This is a genomic window from Streptomyces sp. NPDC039430, assembly GCF_055639435.1.
Map to the genome: position 1 here is coordinate 95,479 of NZ_JBVKAK010000003.1, position 14,026 is coordinate 109,504.

Annotated in this window: 9 protein-coding genes; 5 read left to right on the top strand and 4 right to left on the bottom strand. The window is 71.6% G+C overall.

Annotated features, from left to right (window positions below; translation table 11 throughout):
- Positions 1 to 8: 8 nt before the first annotated feature.
- Complete coding sequence (locus ACZ7LS_RS09685) at positions 9 to 416, bottom strand: ATP-binding protein (RefSeq protein ID WP_382526318.1); 408 nt, start codon at positions 414 to 416, stop codon at positions 9 to 11.
- Positions 417 to 715: 299 nt separating this feature from the next.
- On the opposite strand from ACZ7LS_RS09685, the gene ACZ7LS_RS09690 reads away from it, so the two are divergent.
- Positions 716 to 1,549, top strand: coding sequence for an enoyl-CoA hydratase family protein (locus ACZ7LS_RS09690; protein ID WP_382665970.1), 834 nt, complete (start codon positions 716 to 718; stop codon positions 1,547 to 1,549).
- A complete protein-coding gene (locus ACZ7LS_RS09695; protein ID WP_385134377.1) occupies positions 1,549 to 3,840 on the top strand; it encodes a bifunctional salicylyl-CoA 5-hydroxylase/oxidoreductase in 2,292 nt (763 codons plus the stop codon). The genes ACZ7LS_RS09690 and ACZ7LS_RS09695 overlap by 1 nt, the downstream gene beginning before the upstream one ends.
- Here the strand turns inward: ACZ7LS_RS09695 and ACZ7LS_RS09700 are convergent.
- Positions 3,827 to 4,732 (bottom strand): PaaX family transcriptional regulator, encoded by a 906-nt coding sequence (locus ACZ7LS_RS09700; protein WP_385134318.1) that lies wholly within the window; start codon positions 4,730 to 4,732, stop codon positions 3,827 to 3,829. The two genes, ACZ7LS_RS09695 and ACZ7LS_RS09700, sit on opposite strands and share 14 nt — an antisense overlap.
- A gap of 9 nt (positions 4,733 to 4,741) precedes the next feature.
- A complete protein-coding gene (locus tag ACZ7LS_RS09705; protein ID WP_385134315.1) occupies positions 4,742 to 6,451 on the bottom strand; it encodes an AMP-binding protein in 1,710 nt (569 codons plus the stop codon).
- A 142-nt stretch (positions 6,452 to 6,593) separates the two neighbouring features.
- Here ACZ7LS_RS09705 and ACZ7LS_RS09710 point away from each other — a divergent pair, with 142 nt between their 5' ends.
- Both ACZ7LS_RS09710 and ACZ7LS_RS09715 read left to right on the top strand, forming a co-directional pair.
- Positions 6,594 to 7,751: an acyl-CoA dehydrogenase family protein gene (locus ACZ7LS_RS09710; RefSeq protein ID WP_382526330.1), complete on the top strand. Its 1,158-nt coding sequence runs from the start codon at positions 6,594 to 6,596 to the stop codon at positions 7,749 to 7,751.
- Complete coding sequence (locus ACZ7LS_RS09715) at positions 7,748 to 8,146, top strand: RidA family protein (protein WP_382665963.1); 399 nt, start codon at positions 7,748 to 7,750, stop codon at positions 8,144 to 8,146. Before ACZ7LS_RS09710 ends, ACZ7LS_RS09715 begins: the two co-directional genes overlap by 4 nt.
- A gap of 302 nt (positions 8,147 to 8,448) precedes the next feature.
- Here the strand turns inward: ACZ7LS_RS09715 and ACZ7LS_RS09720 are convergent, their stop codons facing one another.
- Positions 8,449 to 10,134, bottom strand: coding sequence for a hypothetical protein (locus ACZ7LS_RS09720; RefSeq protein WP_382526336.1), 1,686 nt, complete (start codon positions 10,132 to 10,134; stop codon positions 8,449 to 8,451).
- 303 nt (positions 10,135 to 10,437) lie between these two features.
- Between ACZ7LS_RS09720 and ACZ7LS_RS09725 the strand changes: the two genes are divergently transcribed.
- Entirely contained in the window at positions 10,438 to 13,800 is a 3,363-nt protein-coding gene (locus tag ACZ7LS_RS09725) for a S8 family peptidase (protein WP_385134310.1), read from the top strand.
- Positions 13,801 to 14,026 lie beyond the last annotated feature (226 nt).

Below are 14,026 nucleotides of genomic sequence, written 5' to 3' on the forward strand. Positions count from 1 at the left end.
GGCGCGGCTCAGACCGCCGGAAGCGTGAACCAGACCGCCTTGCCCTGATCCGTGGTGCGGTGGCCGCAGGCCGAGCTGAGCGTACTGATCAGCAGGAGCCCGCGGCCGCCCTCCTGCCACGGGTCCGGCATCGTTCCCGGGTGCGACAGATTGCCCGGCGGGGCCGGGTCGCAGTCGTGCACCTCGACCTGGCAGCCGGTCGGCAGCAGTGCCACGACCAGCTCGATGGGCTCGCTCCCCAGGGTGTGCTGGATGGCGTTGGCGACGAGCTCCGCGGTGAGCAGCTCCGCCGTGTCGCTGTGCGTCCGCTCCTCCAGATGTGCCAGAGCGTCACGGACGAGGGCGCGCGCGATCGGCACGGCTTCGACACTGTGGGGCAGCGTGACTCTCCAGGGGGAGTCTGCGGCTTCTGGCATGGCGGGCGGTCCGATCAACGCGCAAGTACGGCCGGGGGGTGCGGGGGTAATTGCTATCACGTTCAACCATACGGAGCGTGAGCGGGTTAACAAGAGGCGCCTGCCCGCCGGGCACGGGACCAATGGCCCTTGCTCGCCGGGACCTTTAGCGGCTTACGGGCGGTATCTCGCGGAATTGTCACGGAAGGGACGCGGACGCATCGCGAGCCTGTCACGGGCGTATCGCGTACTTGTGACGGCGGTCATATTCGAGTGATACTGCTTCGTGCGCTGAACGCCGCCGAAGGAGGCCGTACTCCATGAGCCCGTTCACCGGCTCCGCGTCCCGCACCGAGGAGTGGCGCCATCTGCGACTGACCCGGGACCGGGACGTCGGCGTCGCGACCGTCACCCTCGCCCGCCCCGCGAAACTCAACGCGCTCACCTTCGGCGCCTACGCCGATCTGCGCGATCTGCTCGCCGAACTGTCCCGGGAACGCTCCGTACGCGCCCTCGTGCTCGCGGGCGAGGGCCGCGGCTTCTGCTCCGGCGGCGACGTCGACGAGATCATCGGCGCCACCCTCGCCCTGGACACGGCCCGGCTCCTCGACTTCAACCGGATGACCGGCCAGGTGGTCCGGGCGATCCGGGAGTGCCCCTTCCCGGTGATCGCCGCCGTGCACGGGGTCGCCGCCGGCGCCGGCGCCGTCCTCGCGCTCGCCGCGGACTTCCGGATCGCCGACCCCTCCGCGCGCTTCGCCTTCCTCTTCACCCGGGTCGGCCTGTCCGGGGGCGACATGGGCGCTGCCTATCTCCTGCCCCGCGTGGTCGGGCTCGGGCACGCCACCCGGCTGCTGATGCTCGGCGAGCCGGTGGCCGCGGCCGAGGCCGAACGTATCGGGCTGATCAGCGAACTCACCGGCGACGGTCTGGCCGACGCGCGCGCCGCCGCGCTGGCCCGACGGCTCGCGGAAGGCCCGGCGCTCGCGTACGCGCAGACCAAGGCCCTGCTCACCGCCGAGCTGGACATGCCGCTCGCCGCCGCCGTGGAACTGGACGCCGCCACCCAGGCGTTGCTGATGAACGGCGCCGACTACCGGGAGTTCCACGCCGCCTTCACCGAGAAGCGGCCCCCGAAGTGGCAGGGCAGCTGATGGCACGCGTCCCGCGCGTCGCCGTCATCGGCGGCGGACCCGGCGGGCTCTACGCCGCCGCCCTGCTCAAGCGGCTCGACCCGGCCCGTGAGATCACCGTCTGGGAACGCAACGCGGCCGACGACACCTTCGGCTTCGGCGTCGTGCTCTCCGACGAGACACTCGGCGGTATCGAGCACGCGGATCCCGTCGTCCACCGGGCGCTCCAGGCCGAGTTCGTACGCTGGGACACCATCGACATCGTGCACCGGGGCCGTACGCTCACCTCCGGCGGCCACGGCTTCGCGGCGCTCGGCCGGCGCAGGCTGCTGGAGATCCTGCACGAGCGCTGCGCGTCCCTCGGCGTACGGCTGCGGTTCCGCACCGAGGCCCCGCCCGCCGCCGCACTCGCCATCGCGTACGACCTGGTGATCGCGGCGGACGGCGTCCACAGCCTCACCCGCGGGACACACGCCGAGGTCTTCGCCCCCACCATCACCACCCATCGCTGCCGCTACATCTGGCTCGCCGCCGACTTCGCCCTCGACGCGTTCCGGTTCGAGATCGCCGAGACCGAGCACGGCGTGATGCAGCTCCATGGTTATCCCTACGCGAAGGGCGCCGCCGGCGCGCGGAGCACGGTCATCGTCGAGATGCGTGACGAGGTCTGGCGGGCGGCCGGATTCGAGGGCCTCGACGAGCGGCGGTCGGCGGAACGCTGCGCCAAGATCTTCGCCGACGCGCTCGGCGGACGTCCGCTGCGCGCCAACGCCTCGTCATGGAGCGCGTTCCGCACCGTGGTCAACGGCCGCTGGAGCCACGGCAATACGGTCCTGATCGGCGACGCGGCCCACACCGCGCACTTCTCCATCGGCTCCGGCACCAAGCTCGCCGTCGAGGACGCCCTCGCGCTCGCCGCCTGTATCGAGGAGCGCGCGGAGCTGCCGGACGCGCTCGCCGCGTACGAGAACGAGCGCCGCCCGGTCGTCGAGTCCACCCAGCGTGCCGCCGCCGCCAGCCTGCGCTGGTTCGAGGGACTGGCCACCTACACGGACCAGCCGCCGCGCCAGTTCGCCTTCGGGCTGCTCACCCGGAGCCGCCGGGTCACCCATGACAATCTGCGGCTGCGCGACGCTCGCTTCACCCGGGCGGTGGAGCGGGACTTCGGCTGCCCGCCCGGCACCCCGCCGATGTTCACGCCCTTCCGGCTGCGCGGGCTGACCCTGCGCAACCGCGTCGTCGTCTCGCCGATGGACATGTACTCCGCCGTGGACGGCGTCCCCGGCGACTTCCATCTCGTCCATCTCGGCGCCCGCGCCCTGGGCGGCGCGGGCCTCGTCATGACCGAGATGGTGTGTGTCAGCCCGGAGGGGCGCATCACCCCGGGCTGCGCCGGGCTCTACAACCGCGAACAGGGCGACGGCTGGCGCCGGGTCACCGAGTTCGTGCACACGCGGTCACCTGGCACGGCCATCGGCGTCCAGCTCGGACACGCGGGGCGCAAGGGCGCCACCCGCGTGATGTGGGAGGGCATGGACGAGCCGCTGCCCGTGGGCGGCTGGCCGCTCGTCGCCGCCTCACCGCTGCCCTACCGCCCCGGTGTCAGCGAGGTCCCGCACCAGCTCGACCGCCGTCAACTCGACACGATCCGGGAACAGTTCACGGCCGCCGCCCGGCGGGCCCAGCGCAGCGGCTTCGATCTGCTGGAACTGCACTGCGCCCACGGCTACTTGCTCTCCGGCTTCCTCTCCCCGCTGACCAACCGGCGTACCGACGCCTACGGCGGCTCGCTCACCGCCCGGCTGCGCTTCCCGCTCGAAGTCTTCGACGCCGTCCGCGCGGACTGGCCCGACGACCGGCCCATGACGGTCCGGATCTCCGCCACCGACTGGGCGCCCGGCGGTACCACCCCCGAGGACGCCGTCGAGATCGCCCGTGCCTTCGTCGCGCACGGCGCCGACGCGATCGATGTCTCCACCGGACAGGTCGTCGCCGACGAACGGCCCGAGTTCGGCCGCTCGTACCAGACCCCGTTCGCCGATCTGATCCGCAACACCCTGTCCGTGCCGGTCATCGCAGTGGGGGCCATCTCCTCCTGGGACGATGTCAACTCCCTGCTGCTCGCGGGCCGTACCGACCTGTGCGCGCTGGCCCGGCCCCATCTCCACGATCCGCAGTGGACGCTGCACGCCGCCGCGGCCCAGGGGTACGAGGGCCCGGCCGCGCCCTGGCCGCTGCCGTACCGCGCGGGCAGCCGCACGCCCCCCGCGGGCCGCACCGACGATCCGAAGCCGCGTCTCACTCTTCGGTGACGGGCCGCTCCACGAACGCCAGACCCGTGTCCCGCAGCCGGTGGTGCAGGCGGGCGAAGACCTCCGCGGACCGCGCTCCCGGCCAGTTCTCCGGGAGCAGTCCCGCGGGCAGACCGGGATCGGCGTACGGCAGCTGCCGCCAGGAGTCCAGGGCCAGCAGATAGTCGCGATACGCGTCCTCGGCCGCGCCGTAGCCCGCGCCGTAGCCCGCGCCCGCGTCTGTGCCCGCGCCGGAGCCGCCCGCGCTTCCGCTCGTGCCGGAGCCCGCGCCCGGGAGCCGGTCCTCCCAGGCGTGCAGCACCGGCTCATGCGCGTCGAGGAACTCCTCGTGCTGGGTGGCGATCGCGTCCAGATCCCACCAGCGGGCCACCGCGTCGGACGTCGCCTCGAAGCCGAGGTGCTGCCCGCTGAACAGATCGACATACGAGTCCAGCCGCAGCCGCCGCAGCGTGTGCCGGGTCTCCTCGTAGAGCCGGCCGGGCGCGATCCAGACGCCGGGCGCCGCCGTTCCGAAGCCGAGCCGGGCCAGCCGGGAACGCAGCAGATGGCGCTTGTGGCGCTCGGACTCCGGGACGGTGAAGACGGCGAGGACCCAGCCGTCGGAGAACTCGGGCGCGGGCCCGGCGTAGATCCTGCGGTCCCCGTCGTCGAGCAACTGGCGCGCCTCGGCCGACAGCGCGTAGCCGGCCGTGCCCCGCGCCGTACGTTCGGGGACCAGCAGGCCACGGCGTTTGAGCCGGGAGACCGAGGAGCGCACGGACGGCGCGTCCACACCGAGGGCGCCCAGCAGACGGATCAGCTCCGCCACGGCGAGGGGGGAGTCGTCCGGTGTGCGGCCGTACGCGCCGTACAGAGTGACGATCAGGGATCGGGGGGTGTGCTGCTCGGCCACCTGATCACTTTAGAGCCTCTCGGGGAGGGCCCCGGCTCCGTCGGGTGCCGGTCCCGGGCCCGGAACCCGCAGCCGGAAGCGCTGGAGTTTGCCGGTGGGGGTACGGGGGAGCGCGTCCAGGAACACCACCGTGCGCGGGCATTTGTACGGCACGAGCCGCGCCCGGACGAACTCCCGCAGCGCCGCCGCCGTCCCCTCGCCGCGCTCCACCCCGTCCCGTACCACGACATACGCGGTGACGACCTGGCCGCGCAGCTCGTCGGGCAGGCCCACCACCGCCGCCTCGACCACATCGGGATGGGCCAGCAGCGCGTCCTCGACCTGCGGGCCCGCGATGTTGTACCCCGCCGAGATGATCATGTCGTCGGCGCGGGCCACATAGCGGAAGTAGCCGTCGGGCTCCCGTACATAGGTGTCACCGGTCAGATTCCAGCCGCCCCGGACATACTCCCGCTGGCGTGGATCCGCCAGATACCGGCAGCCCACCGGGCCGCGGACGGCCAGCAGTCCCGGTTCCCCGTCGGGCACCGGCGCGCCCGAGCGGTCCACGACGCGCGCCTCCCACCCCGGCACCGGAACCCCGGTGGTGCCCGGCCGGATCTCCTCGTCCGCCGCGGAGATGAAGATATGGAGCAGCTCGGTCGCCCCGATGCCGTTGATGACCCGCAGCCCGGTGCGCTCCCGCCATGCCTGCCAGGTGGCGGCCGGCAGATTCTCACCCGCCGAGACACACCGGCGCAGGGAGGAGATGTCGTACGGGCGCGCGGCCAGCTCGTCCAGCATCAGGCGGTAGGCGGTCGGCGCGGTGAACAGGACGGACACCCGGTGCCGGGCGACCGCTGCCAACAGCTGGACGGGCCGGGCCTGTTCGAGCAGCAGCGCGCAGGCTCCGGCGCGCATCGGGAAGATCACCAGACCGCCGAGACCGAAGGTGAACCCGAGCGGCGGGCTGCCCGCGAAGAGATCGTCGGGCCCGGGGCGCAGCACCTGTCGCGAGAAGGTGTCGGCAATGGCGAGAACGTCACGGTGGAAGTGCATGCACCCCTTGGGCCGGCCCGTGGTCCCCGATGTGAAGGCGATCAGCGCCACATCGTCCGCCGCCGTCTCCACGGCCGTGTATCGCGTCGGCTTGTCGTCCGCCAGCCGCAGCAGATCGTCTGGTGTGTCCCCTCCATAGGTCGTGATCCGCAGCCCCGGTATCCCCGCGCGGACCAGTTCGTTTACCGACCTGCTGTCGCACAGGGCATGGCCGATCCGCGCGATCTCGCCCATGGTGGCCAGCTCCGCCGCCCGCTGCTGGGCCAGTACGGTGACGGCCACCGCGCCCGCCTTCAGCACCGCCAGCCAGCAGGCCGCCAGCCAGGGCGTGGTCGGTCCGCGCAACAGCACCCGGTTTCCCGGTACCACGCCCAGATCGGTGGTGAGGACATGGGCGATCCGGTCGACGCGCCCGCGTAACTCGCCGTACGTCCAGACCTCTCCGCCGGGGCCCCGGAAGGCGGGCCGGTCCGCGCCGAAGCGCTCGACCGTACGGTCCAGCAGCTCGGCCGCGCAGTTCAGCCGGCCGGGGCTGCCGGGGGAGCCGGGGTTGTCGGGGGAGCCGGGACCGCCGGGGGAGTCCGGCGCGTACGGGAGGGGAAGGAGCCGGGGCCACTGGTCCGCGGGCGGCAGATGGTCGCGCGCGAAGGTGTCCCGGTGGGCCGACGGTGTCAGCTCCATGGTGCGCCCCCTTGCGGTGGTGGGGTCGTCCATCGGGGTGCTGGGGTGGGTCGGGTGCTGGGGTGGGCTCGCCCATCGAGCGTATCGTGAAGATGACGACAGTCAACGGTCCGCGATAGACGCGCTGGAAGTGGGGGCCCGGATGCCCGTATTCTCGCTCGATCCGGTACAGACCGACTGGTGCGCGCGGCTGCGCACCCTCGCCGTGGAACGGCTGCGCCCGATCGCCGACCGGGGCGAACCCGGCGCGGTGAACCGTCCGTTGATCGCCGCCCTCGGCGAACTCGGCCTGCTGGAGCGGCTGTTCGGGGCCGGGGCGCTCGACCTGTGTCTGCTGCGCGAGTCCCTCGCCCAGGGCTGTACGGAAGCCGAGACCGCGCTCGCGCTCCAGGGCCTCGGCGCGTACCCGCTCGTCCTGGCGGGTACCGGCGGGCAGCGCGCGCGGTGGCTGCCCGAAGTGCGCGCGGGGCGCGCCGTGGCGGCCTTCGCGCTCAGTGAGCCGGGTGCCGGATCCGATGCCGCCGCGCTCGCCCTGCGGGCCGTGCCGGACGGCGACGGCTGGCTGCTGACCGGCGAGAAACGCTGGATCTCGAACGCCCCCGACGCCGACTTCTACACCGTCTTCGCCCGCACGGACGGGGGAGACGGGAGCGGTGGGGGCACCGGCGCCCGCGGGGTCACGGCCTTCCTCGTCCCCGCCGACCGTCCCGGGCTCACCGGCACGCCGATCGAGATGCTCTCGCCGCACCCCATCGGCGCCCTCGCCTTCGACTCCGTACCCGTGACCGGCGACGACGTCCTCGGCGAGGTGGACCACGGCTTCCGGGTGGCCATGACCACCCTCAACCTGTTCCGCCCCAGCGTCGGCGCCTTCGCCGTCGGCATGGCCCAGGCCGCGCTGGACGCGGCCCTGGAACACACGGCGGAACGCCGGGCGTTCGGCGGCCCGCTCAGCCGGCTCCAGTCGGTGGCACACCAGATCGCCGAGATGGCGACCCGTACCGAGGCGGCGCGGCTGCTGGTGTACGCGGCGGCCACGGCGTACGACACGGGCGCCCCCGACGTGCCGCGGCGCTCGGCCATGGCGAAGCTGTTCGCCACCGAGACCGCGCAGTATGTCGTCGACGCCGCCGTCCAGCTGCACGGCGCCCGCGCCCTCCAGCGCGGCCATCCGCTGGAGCATCTCTACCGCGAGGTCCGGGCGCCGCGGATCTACGAGGGCGCCACGGAGGTCCAGCGCACCATCATCGCAAGGGAGTTGTACGGTTCCTCGCACGGAGAGAAGGAGCGGGTCCGATGAGTCTGGAGCGCCTCAACCCCGCCGGGCTCTCGCCCGCCACCGGCTTCTCGCACGCTGTCACCGCCACCGGCGGGCGGCTGGTCCTGCTGGCCGGACAGACCGCGCTCGACGGGGCGGGCGCCGTCGTGGGGGAGACCTTGCCCGCCCAGTTCGAGACCGCGCTCGGCAATCTCCTCACCGCGCTCGCGGCGGCGGGCGGCGGCCCGGCGGATCTCGCGCGGGTGACCGTGTACGCGACCGATGTCGCGGACTACCGGGCCCATGCGGCCGAACTCGGCCTGATCTGGCGCCGGCTCGCCGGGCGTGACTATCCCGCGATGGCGGTGATCGGGGTCGTACGGCTCTGGGACGAACAGGCGCTGGTCGAGCTGGACGGTATCGCCGTACTGCCCTGACCTGGACGGTATCGCCGTACTGCCCCGACCTGGACGGAATCGGTGTACTGCCCCGACCGGCGCGGCCGTTGGCGCGAGCCGCCCCGCCACTCGCGGGCCCTCCGGCCGGTCTTCGCGAGCCCCGCGAAGGGCTGTCCGTGGGACTAACGGTTCCCCACGAACAGCCCTCTCGGGTCACTCGCCGACCGGGGTCACTCGCCGACCGGGGTCACTCGCCGACCGGGGTCACTCACCGACCGGGGTCACTCACCGACCGGGGCACTCACCGCTCGGGTCGTTCACCGCGTCGGGCCACTCACCCGTCAGGTCGGGATCGGCTTGGTCCGCGTGCAGTTCTTCCACTCCACCCACGGCCGGGCGCCGCCGCTCTGCGGACCGGTGGCGTAGGTCGGATCGCCGGTGATCGTCTGGTTCTTCTCCTCGTGGGTGATGTCGATGCCGAAGAGTTTGAAGCCGAGGCTGACCTGTCCGGCGGAGATGCCGAATCCGATGCCGAGGGAGGCGTTCCACCAGTCGGTGTTGGCGTTGTAGTCGAGCCGGGTGAGCTTGCCCTTGTCGTGGAGGAGTCGTTCGATGGGGCCGGCGTCGTCGTCCAGAGCTTCGGCGGCGTCGGAGGGGGTGGGCAGTGGGTTGCTGGCGGGCGCGTCGCCGCGGCCGCGCAGCCAGTCCTCGACGGCGGTGCTGTCGGTGTCGTTGTCGAGGGTGACCTCGGCGGATTCGGTGTGGATCTGTGAGTTGACGGTTCCGCCGCCGCCTCCGACGTCGATGGTCACGGGTCCGGCGTTGGCGCCCGCTCCGGTCTGGATGCCGGGGCCGTCGCCGGATTCCTGGCTGGTGGTGATCGTCAGTTTCTGCGGGTGGTGCGGTTTGCCGTCCTTCTCCTCCTGGTCGTAGGCCGCGGCGTCGTAGGTGACGGCGACCTGCTGCATCCTGCTGCCCTTGGCCTGGGCGACGCCGCCCGCGGTGCCGCTGACGGAGAAGGTGTAGACGAAGGTGATCTTCCCGGCGTCCGGTCCGGTCTTGGCGCGCATGACGACCACGTCCTCGGTCATCGCGCCGGAGAGTCCCTCGAAGGAGATGTTGCCGAGGTCCTTGGGGCCGTCGGCGCCCTTGCCGTCCTTACCGCCCTTGGTGTCCTTGCCGCTCTTGCCGTTGCTCTTGAAGGTCTTGCCGAAGCTCACACCGCCGGATGCCTCGGTGGAGGTCTTGGTGATGTCGACGTCGGGCGCCTTCTCCGGTTCGAGGTCGGGCTTCTTCTTGCCCGCGTGGTAGCCGCAGATCATCCCCAGCTCGGAGGAGCGCGGACCGGCGGGCCTGCTGTTGCACTCGCCCTGCGCCTTGAGGTACTCGGTGAACTGCTGGGCGTCCTCAAGATTGGCCGCCAGGTCGGCCTGGGGGTCGCCGCTCTTGTTCCCGTTGAAGAGCCACTGCCCGCCGCTGCCGCTGCCCTTCACATAGCTGCCGCTCAGCGAGGCGCTGCCGCCCCAGTCCTTCAGGCCGGGGATGCCGGCGGAGATGCTCGCGGTGACGCCGCCTCCGCTCTCGGTCACGCGCTCCAGGGTGACGGTGCCGTCCGACCACTGCTGGAGCTTGACCGTCTCCGAGCTGCTGATCTTGATGAAGAGGATCTGGATGACGACGGTGGTCTTGGTCTGGTCCTGGGAGAGCAGGCACTTCGCCGGCTCGAACGGGTCGCCGTTGGGTACGAAGGGATCGCCGGGGCCGCCGCCTCCGTCGCCCCCGTCACCGTCCCCGCCGCCCGTGTAGTCGCCGGAGGAGCAGGCTTCGGCGCCGCTCAGCGGGTGGAGTATCCGGCACACCGCGCTCTTCAGCCCGGTGGCCTCGTCGGTGGGCACGCTCAGACCGACGATCGCCGCCACGACCAGGGACACGACCCCGACCATCGCGGCGTACTCGGCCCCGCTCTGCCCCCGGTCGCGCCGTGGCGGGGGGCCGAGTATGTGGTCATGCGCATGCCATCTGCGCAACCTTCCGGCACCCTTCATCGGTTCTCCTCGCCCACGTCGTCTTCTGTTTCCCCCGGAGTCTCCGCAGCTTATGGATGGGTCCGGGCCCAAGCGCAGGGCCCCCGGGCCCAGTTGAGGGCCCACCCACACCGGGCGTGGCTGATCGCCGCCGTCGAAAGTGGCGTCAATTCGACCATGGTGCGAATGAACCCCACGGCGTGGACTTCCGTCTTCCGTGCCGACGCGGGTCCGGTTGATCAGCACGCTCCCGGTGCGCGTCGCTTCGGGGGTTCTTCGACACAACACCTCACCTTTGGGGGAGAGTTGCTCAGAAACAGCAGCAGGGCGGGCGCGGCCATGGTGGCGGCGCTGCTCACCGCGGGCCTGACGACGGGCGTCGCCACGGGGGCCGCGCCCGGCGCCGCTCCGGCCGGCGACGGCGCGGAGGCGTTCGCCGCGAAGGCGCGGCAGGCGAAGGGCGAGTCGTCCGTCGTCACGCTGATCACCGGTGACCGCGTCCATGTGGACGCCAAGGGCCGGGTGGCGCGGGTGGAGCCGGCCAAGGGCCGCGAAAACGTCCGAATAACCGTCAACCGGATCGCGGGCGCCACGTACGTGCTGCCGTCCGACGCGTCCCGGCTGGTGGCCCAGGGCAAGCTGGACCGGCGGCTGTTCAACGTCACCCGGCTGATCGAGGACCGCTACGACGACGCGCACCGCGCGACGCTCCCGCTGATCGTGTCGTACGCCGCTGCCGCCGGGGACAAGGCGCGGGCGAAGTCGGCCATCTCGGCCGCGGACGTCTCGGTGCGCCGGGCCCTGCCCGCCGTCAAGGGCGAGGCCGTGACCGCGCCCAAGACCGGTACGGCCGAGGTGTGGCAGGCCCTCACCGCGCCCGGCGAGCGGCGGAGCGCGGAGCGCGGGGTCGCGCCGGGCATCGAGCGCGTATGGCTGGACGGCAAGCGCCGGGCGAGCCTGGACAAGAGCGTTCCGCAGATCGGCGCGCCGGCCGCCTGGAAGGCCGGGTACGACGGCAAGGGCGTGAAGATCGCCGTCCTGGACACCGGCGTGGACGAGACGCATGCCGACCTCAAGGGCGTGGAGCTGGCCCAGAAGGACTTCTCCGGCTCGGGCAACACCGTCGACCACTTCGGCCACGGCACGCATGTCGCGTCCACCGCCGCGGGCTCCGGTGCCAAGTCCGGCGGTAAGTACAAGGGTGTCGCCCCCGGCGCGAAAATCCTCGACGGCAAGGTGCTGGACGATTCCGGCTTCGGCGAGGACTCCGGCATCATCGCGGGCATGCAGTGGGCCGCCGACCAGGGTGCGAAGGTGGCCAACCTCAGCCTCGGCGGCGGGGACACCGCGGAGACCGACCCGCTGGAGGCGGCGGTCGACAAGCTCTCCGCCGAGAAGGGCATCCTGTTCGTCATCGCGGCGGGCAACGACGGCCCCGGCGCCGAGACGATCGGTTCGCCCGGCAGCGCGGCCTCCGCGCTCACCGTCGGCGCGGTCGACCGCGCCGACAAGATCGCCGACTTCTCCAGCGTGGGCCCGACGGCCGACGGCTCGCTGAAGCCGGACATCACCGCGCCCGGGGTGGACATCGTCGCGGCGAAGGCGGCGCAGGGACAGATCGGTGACCCGGCCGCCGACGGCTATGTGTCGATGTCGGGCACCTCGATGGCGACCCCGCACGTCGCGGGCGCCGCCGCGCTCCTCGCCCAGCAGCACCCGGACTGGACCGGTCAGCGGATCAAGCAGACGCTGACCGCCTCCGCCAAGCCCGGCACCGGACTGACGGTCCATCAGCAGGGCACCGGGCGCGCCGATGTGGCCAGGGCGATCACCCAGACGGTGGTGAGCGAGCAGACCTCCCTGGGCTTCGGTGTCCAGCAGTGGCCGCACACCGACGACAAGCCGGTGACCAAGTCGGTCACCTACCGCAACAGCGGAACGAAGCCGGTCACCCTCGACCTGTCGGTGGAGACGGTCGGCCCCAAGGGCAAGCCCGCCCCGGCCGGCTTCTTCGCGCTCGGCGCGAACCGGGTCACCGTGCCCGCCGGTGGCACCGCGAACGTCGCGCTCACCGCGGACACCCGCGTCGGCACGCTGGACGGCACGTTCTCCGGCGTGCTCACCGCCAAGGCGGCCGAGGGCGGCCAGCAGGCCCGTACGTCGTTCGCCGTGACCCGCGAGGTCGAGTCGTACGACCTGACGATGAAGTTCATCGACACCAAGGGCAAGCCCGCCCAGGCCGAGACCACCGTCTACGGCCTCGGCGGCGACTTCTGGGAGAACCCGTACGACACCGACGGCGACGGCATCGCCAGGATCCGGGTTCCCAAGGGCGTGTACGCGCTCGACGCACCGGTGCAGACCCCCAAGGGCGGCGACACGCCTCCGGACATCGCGCTGATGGTGCAGCCGAAGTTCTCCGTCACCAAGAACTCCACGGTCACCTTCGACGCCCGCAAGGCGAAGCCGGTCTCGATCACGGCGCCGGACTCCGCCGAGCAGCTCGACACGTATCTCAACTACGCCCTCGACTCGGGGGACAACGCCTTCGGCAGCACGTGGTTCCTGCCCTCGTTCAAGGGCTTCCGTACCGCGCAGCTCGGCGCCGCGCTGCCCGCCAAGGAGTTCAGCAACCAGCTGGGCGGCACCTGGCAGAAGGGCGCCACCAGCTACAACCTGCTCTACAACCGCACCGGTTCGCTGTTCACCGGCTTCACCCACACCGCGACCAAGAGCGAACTGGCCCTGGTGAACATCAAGACCGGCGCCTCGGCCAAGGGCCGCAAGGGCACGGTCAACCCGTTCTGGAGCAAGGACGGCTGGTTCGGGGTCGGCACGGTCACCCAGCCGTTCGCCCTCCCCGCCACGGCGAAGACGTACGTCACCGCCCCCCAGGGCTTCCAGTGGGAGTTCAACATCGGCCAGGACGGCACGGGCGAGGAGGGCGGCGTGTATCTCCAGTCCGACCCGCCCCGCACGTACCAGGCGAAGAAGACCTACGACAAGACGTACAACGTCGGTGTCTTCAGCCCGAAGGTGGACGCGAACAACACCGCGCAGCGCCTGGGTGAGGAACTGGCCGTCTGCATCCCGGAGTTCACCGACGGAGCCGGTCACTTCGGCCTGTCGGAGGTCTCCAAGCAGCGCACGCTGATCACCGTCGACGGCAAGAAGGTCCTCGACGAGAAGGACGGTCTCTGCCAGTTCATCGCCGGTCTGCCCGCGAAGTCGGCGGCGTACCGCATCAGCACGGACGCGTCGCGCTCCACCAAGGTCGCCGGTGTCAGCACCCGTGTCACCGCGGCGTGGACGTTCGCCTCGAAGAAGCCCGCCGATGACACCATCGTCAACCTTCCGCTCTCCACCGTCCGCTTCGCCCCGAAGCTGGACCTGGGCAGCGCCGCGGCGGCGGGCAAGAAGCTGACCGTTCCGCTGACTCTTCAGGGCCCGGCCACGGGCAAGGGCTTCAAGTCCCTGTCCGTGCAGGTCTCCTACGACGGCGGGACCACGTGGGCCAAGGCCCCGGTGACCACCGGCAAGGACGGCGCGAAGAGCCTGTCGCTGAGCCACCCGAAGACGGCCACGTCGGTCTCCTTCAAGGCGAAGCTCACCGACAAGAACGGCAACACCTACGAGACGACCATCGTGAAGGCGTACCTGCTGAAGTAGTGCGCCCAGCTGTGTGACCCGTAGTCGGCCGCGCCCGGGGGATGAACGTCCTTCCCCGGGCGCGGCGTCGCGCGTGCCGCCCCGCCCGCAGGGGTGTGACCTCGGTCACACTGGCAAGGGGATGCGTGTATACGGCATCACCGTGTGACCGGTGGTACGGCGATGAGGTTTCTCATGGCATCGTCTGACGGATGTCATGGATATAGCTGATAAATGTCATGGTGCT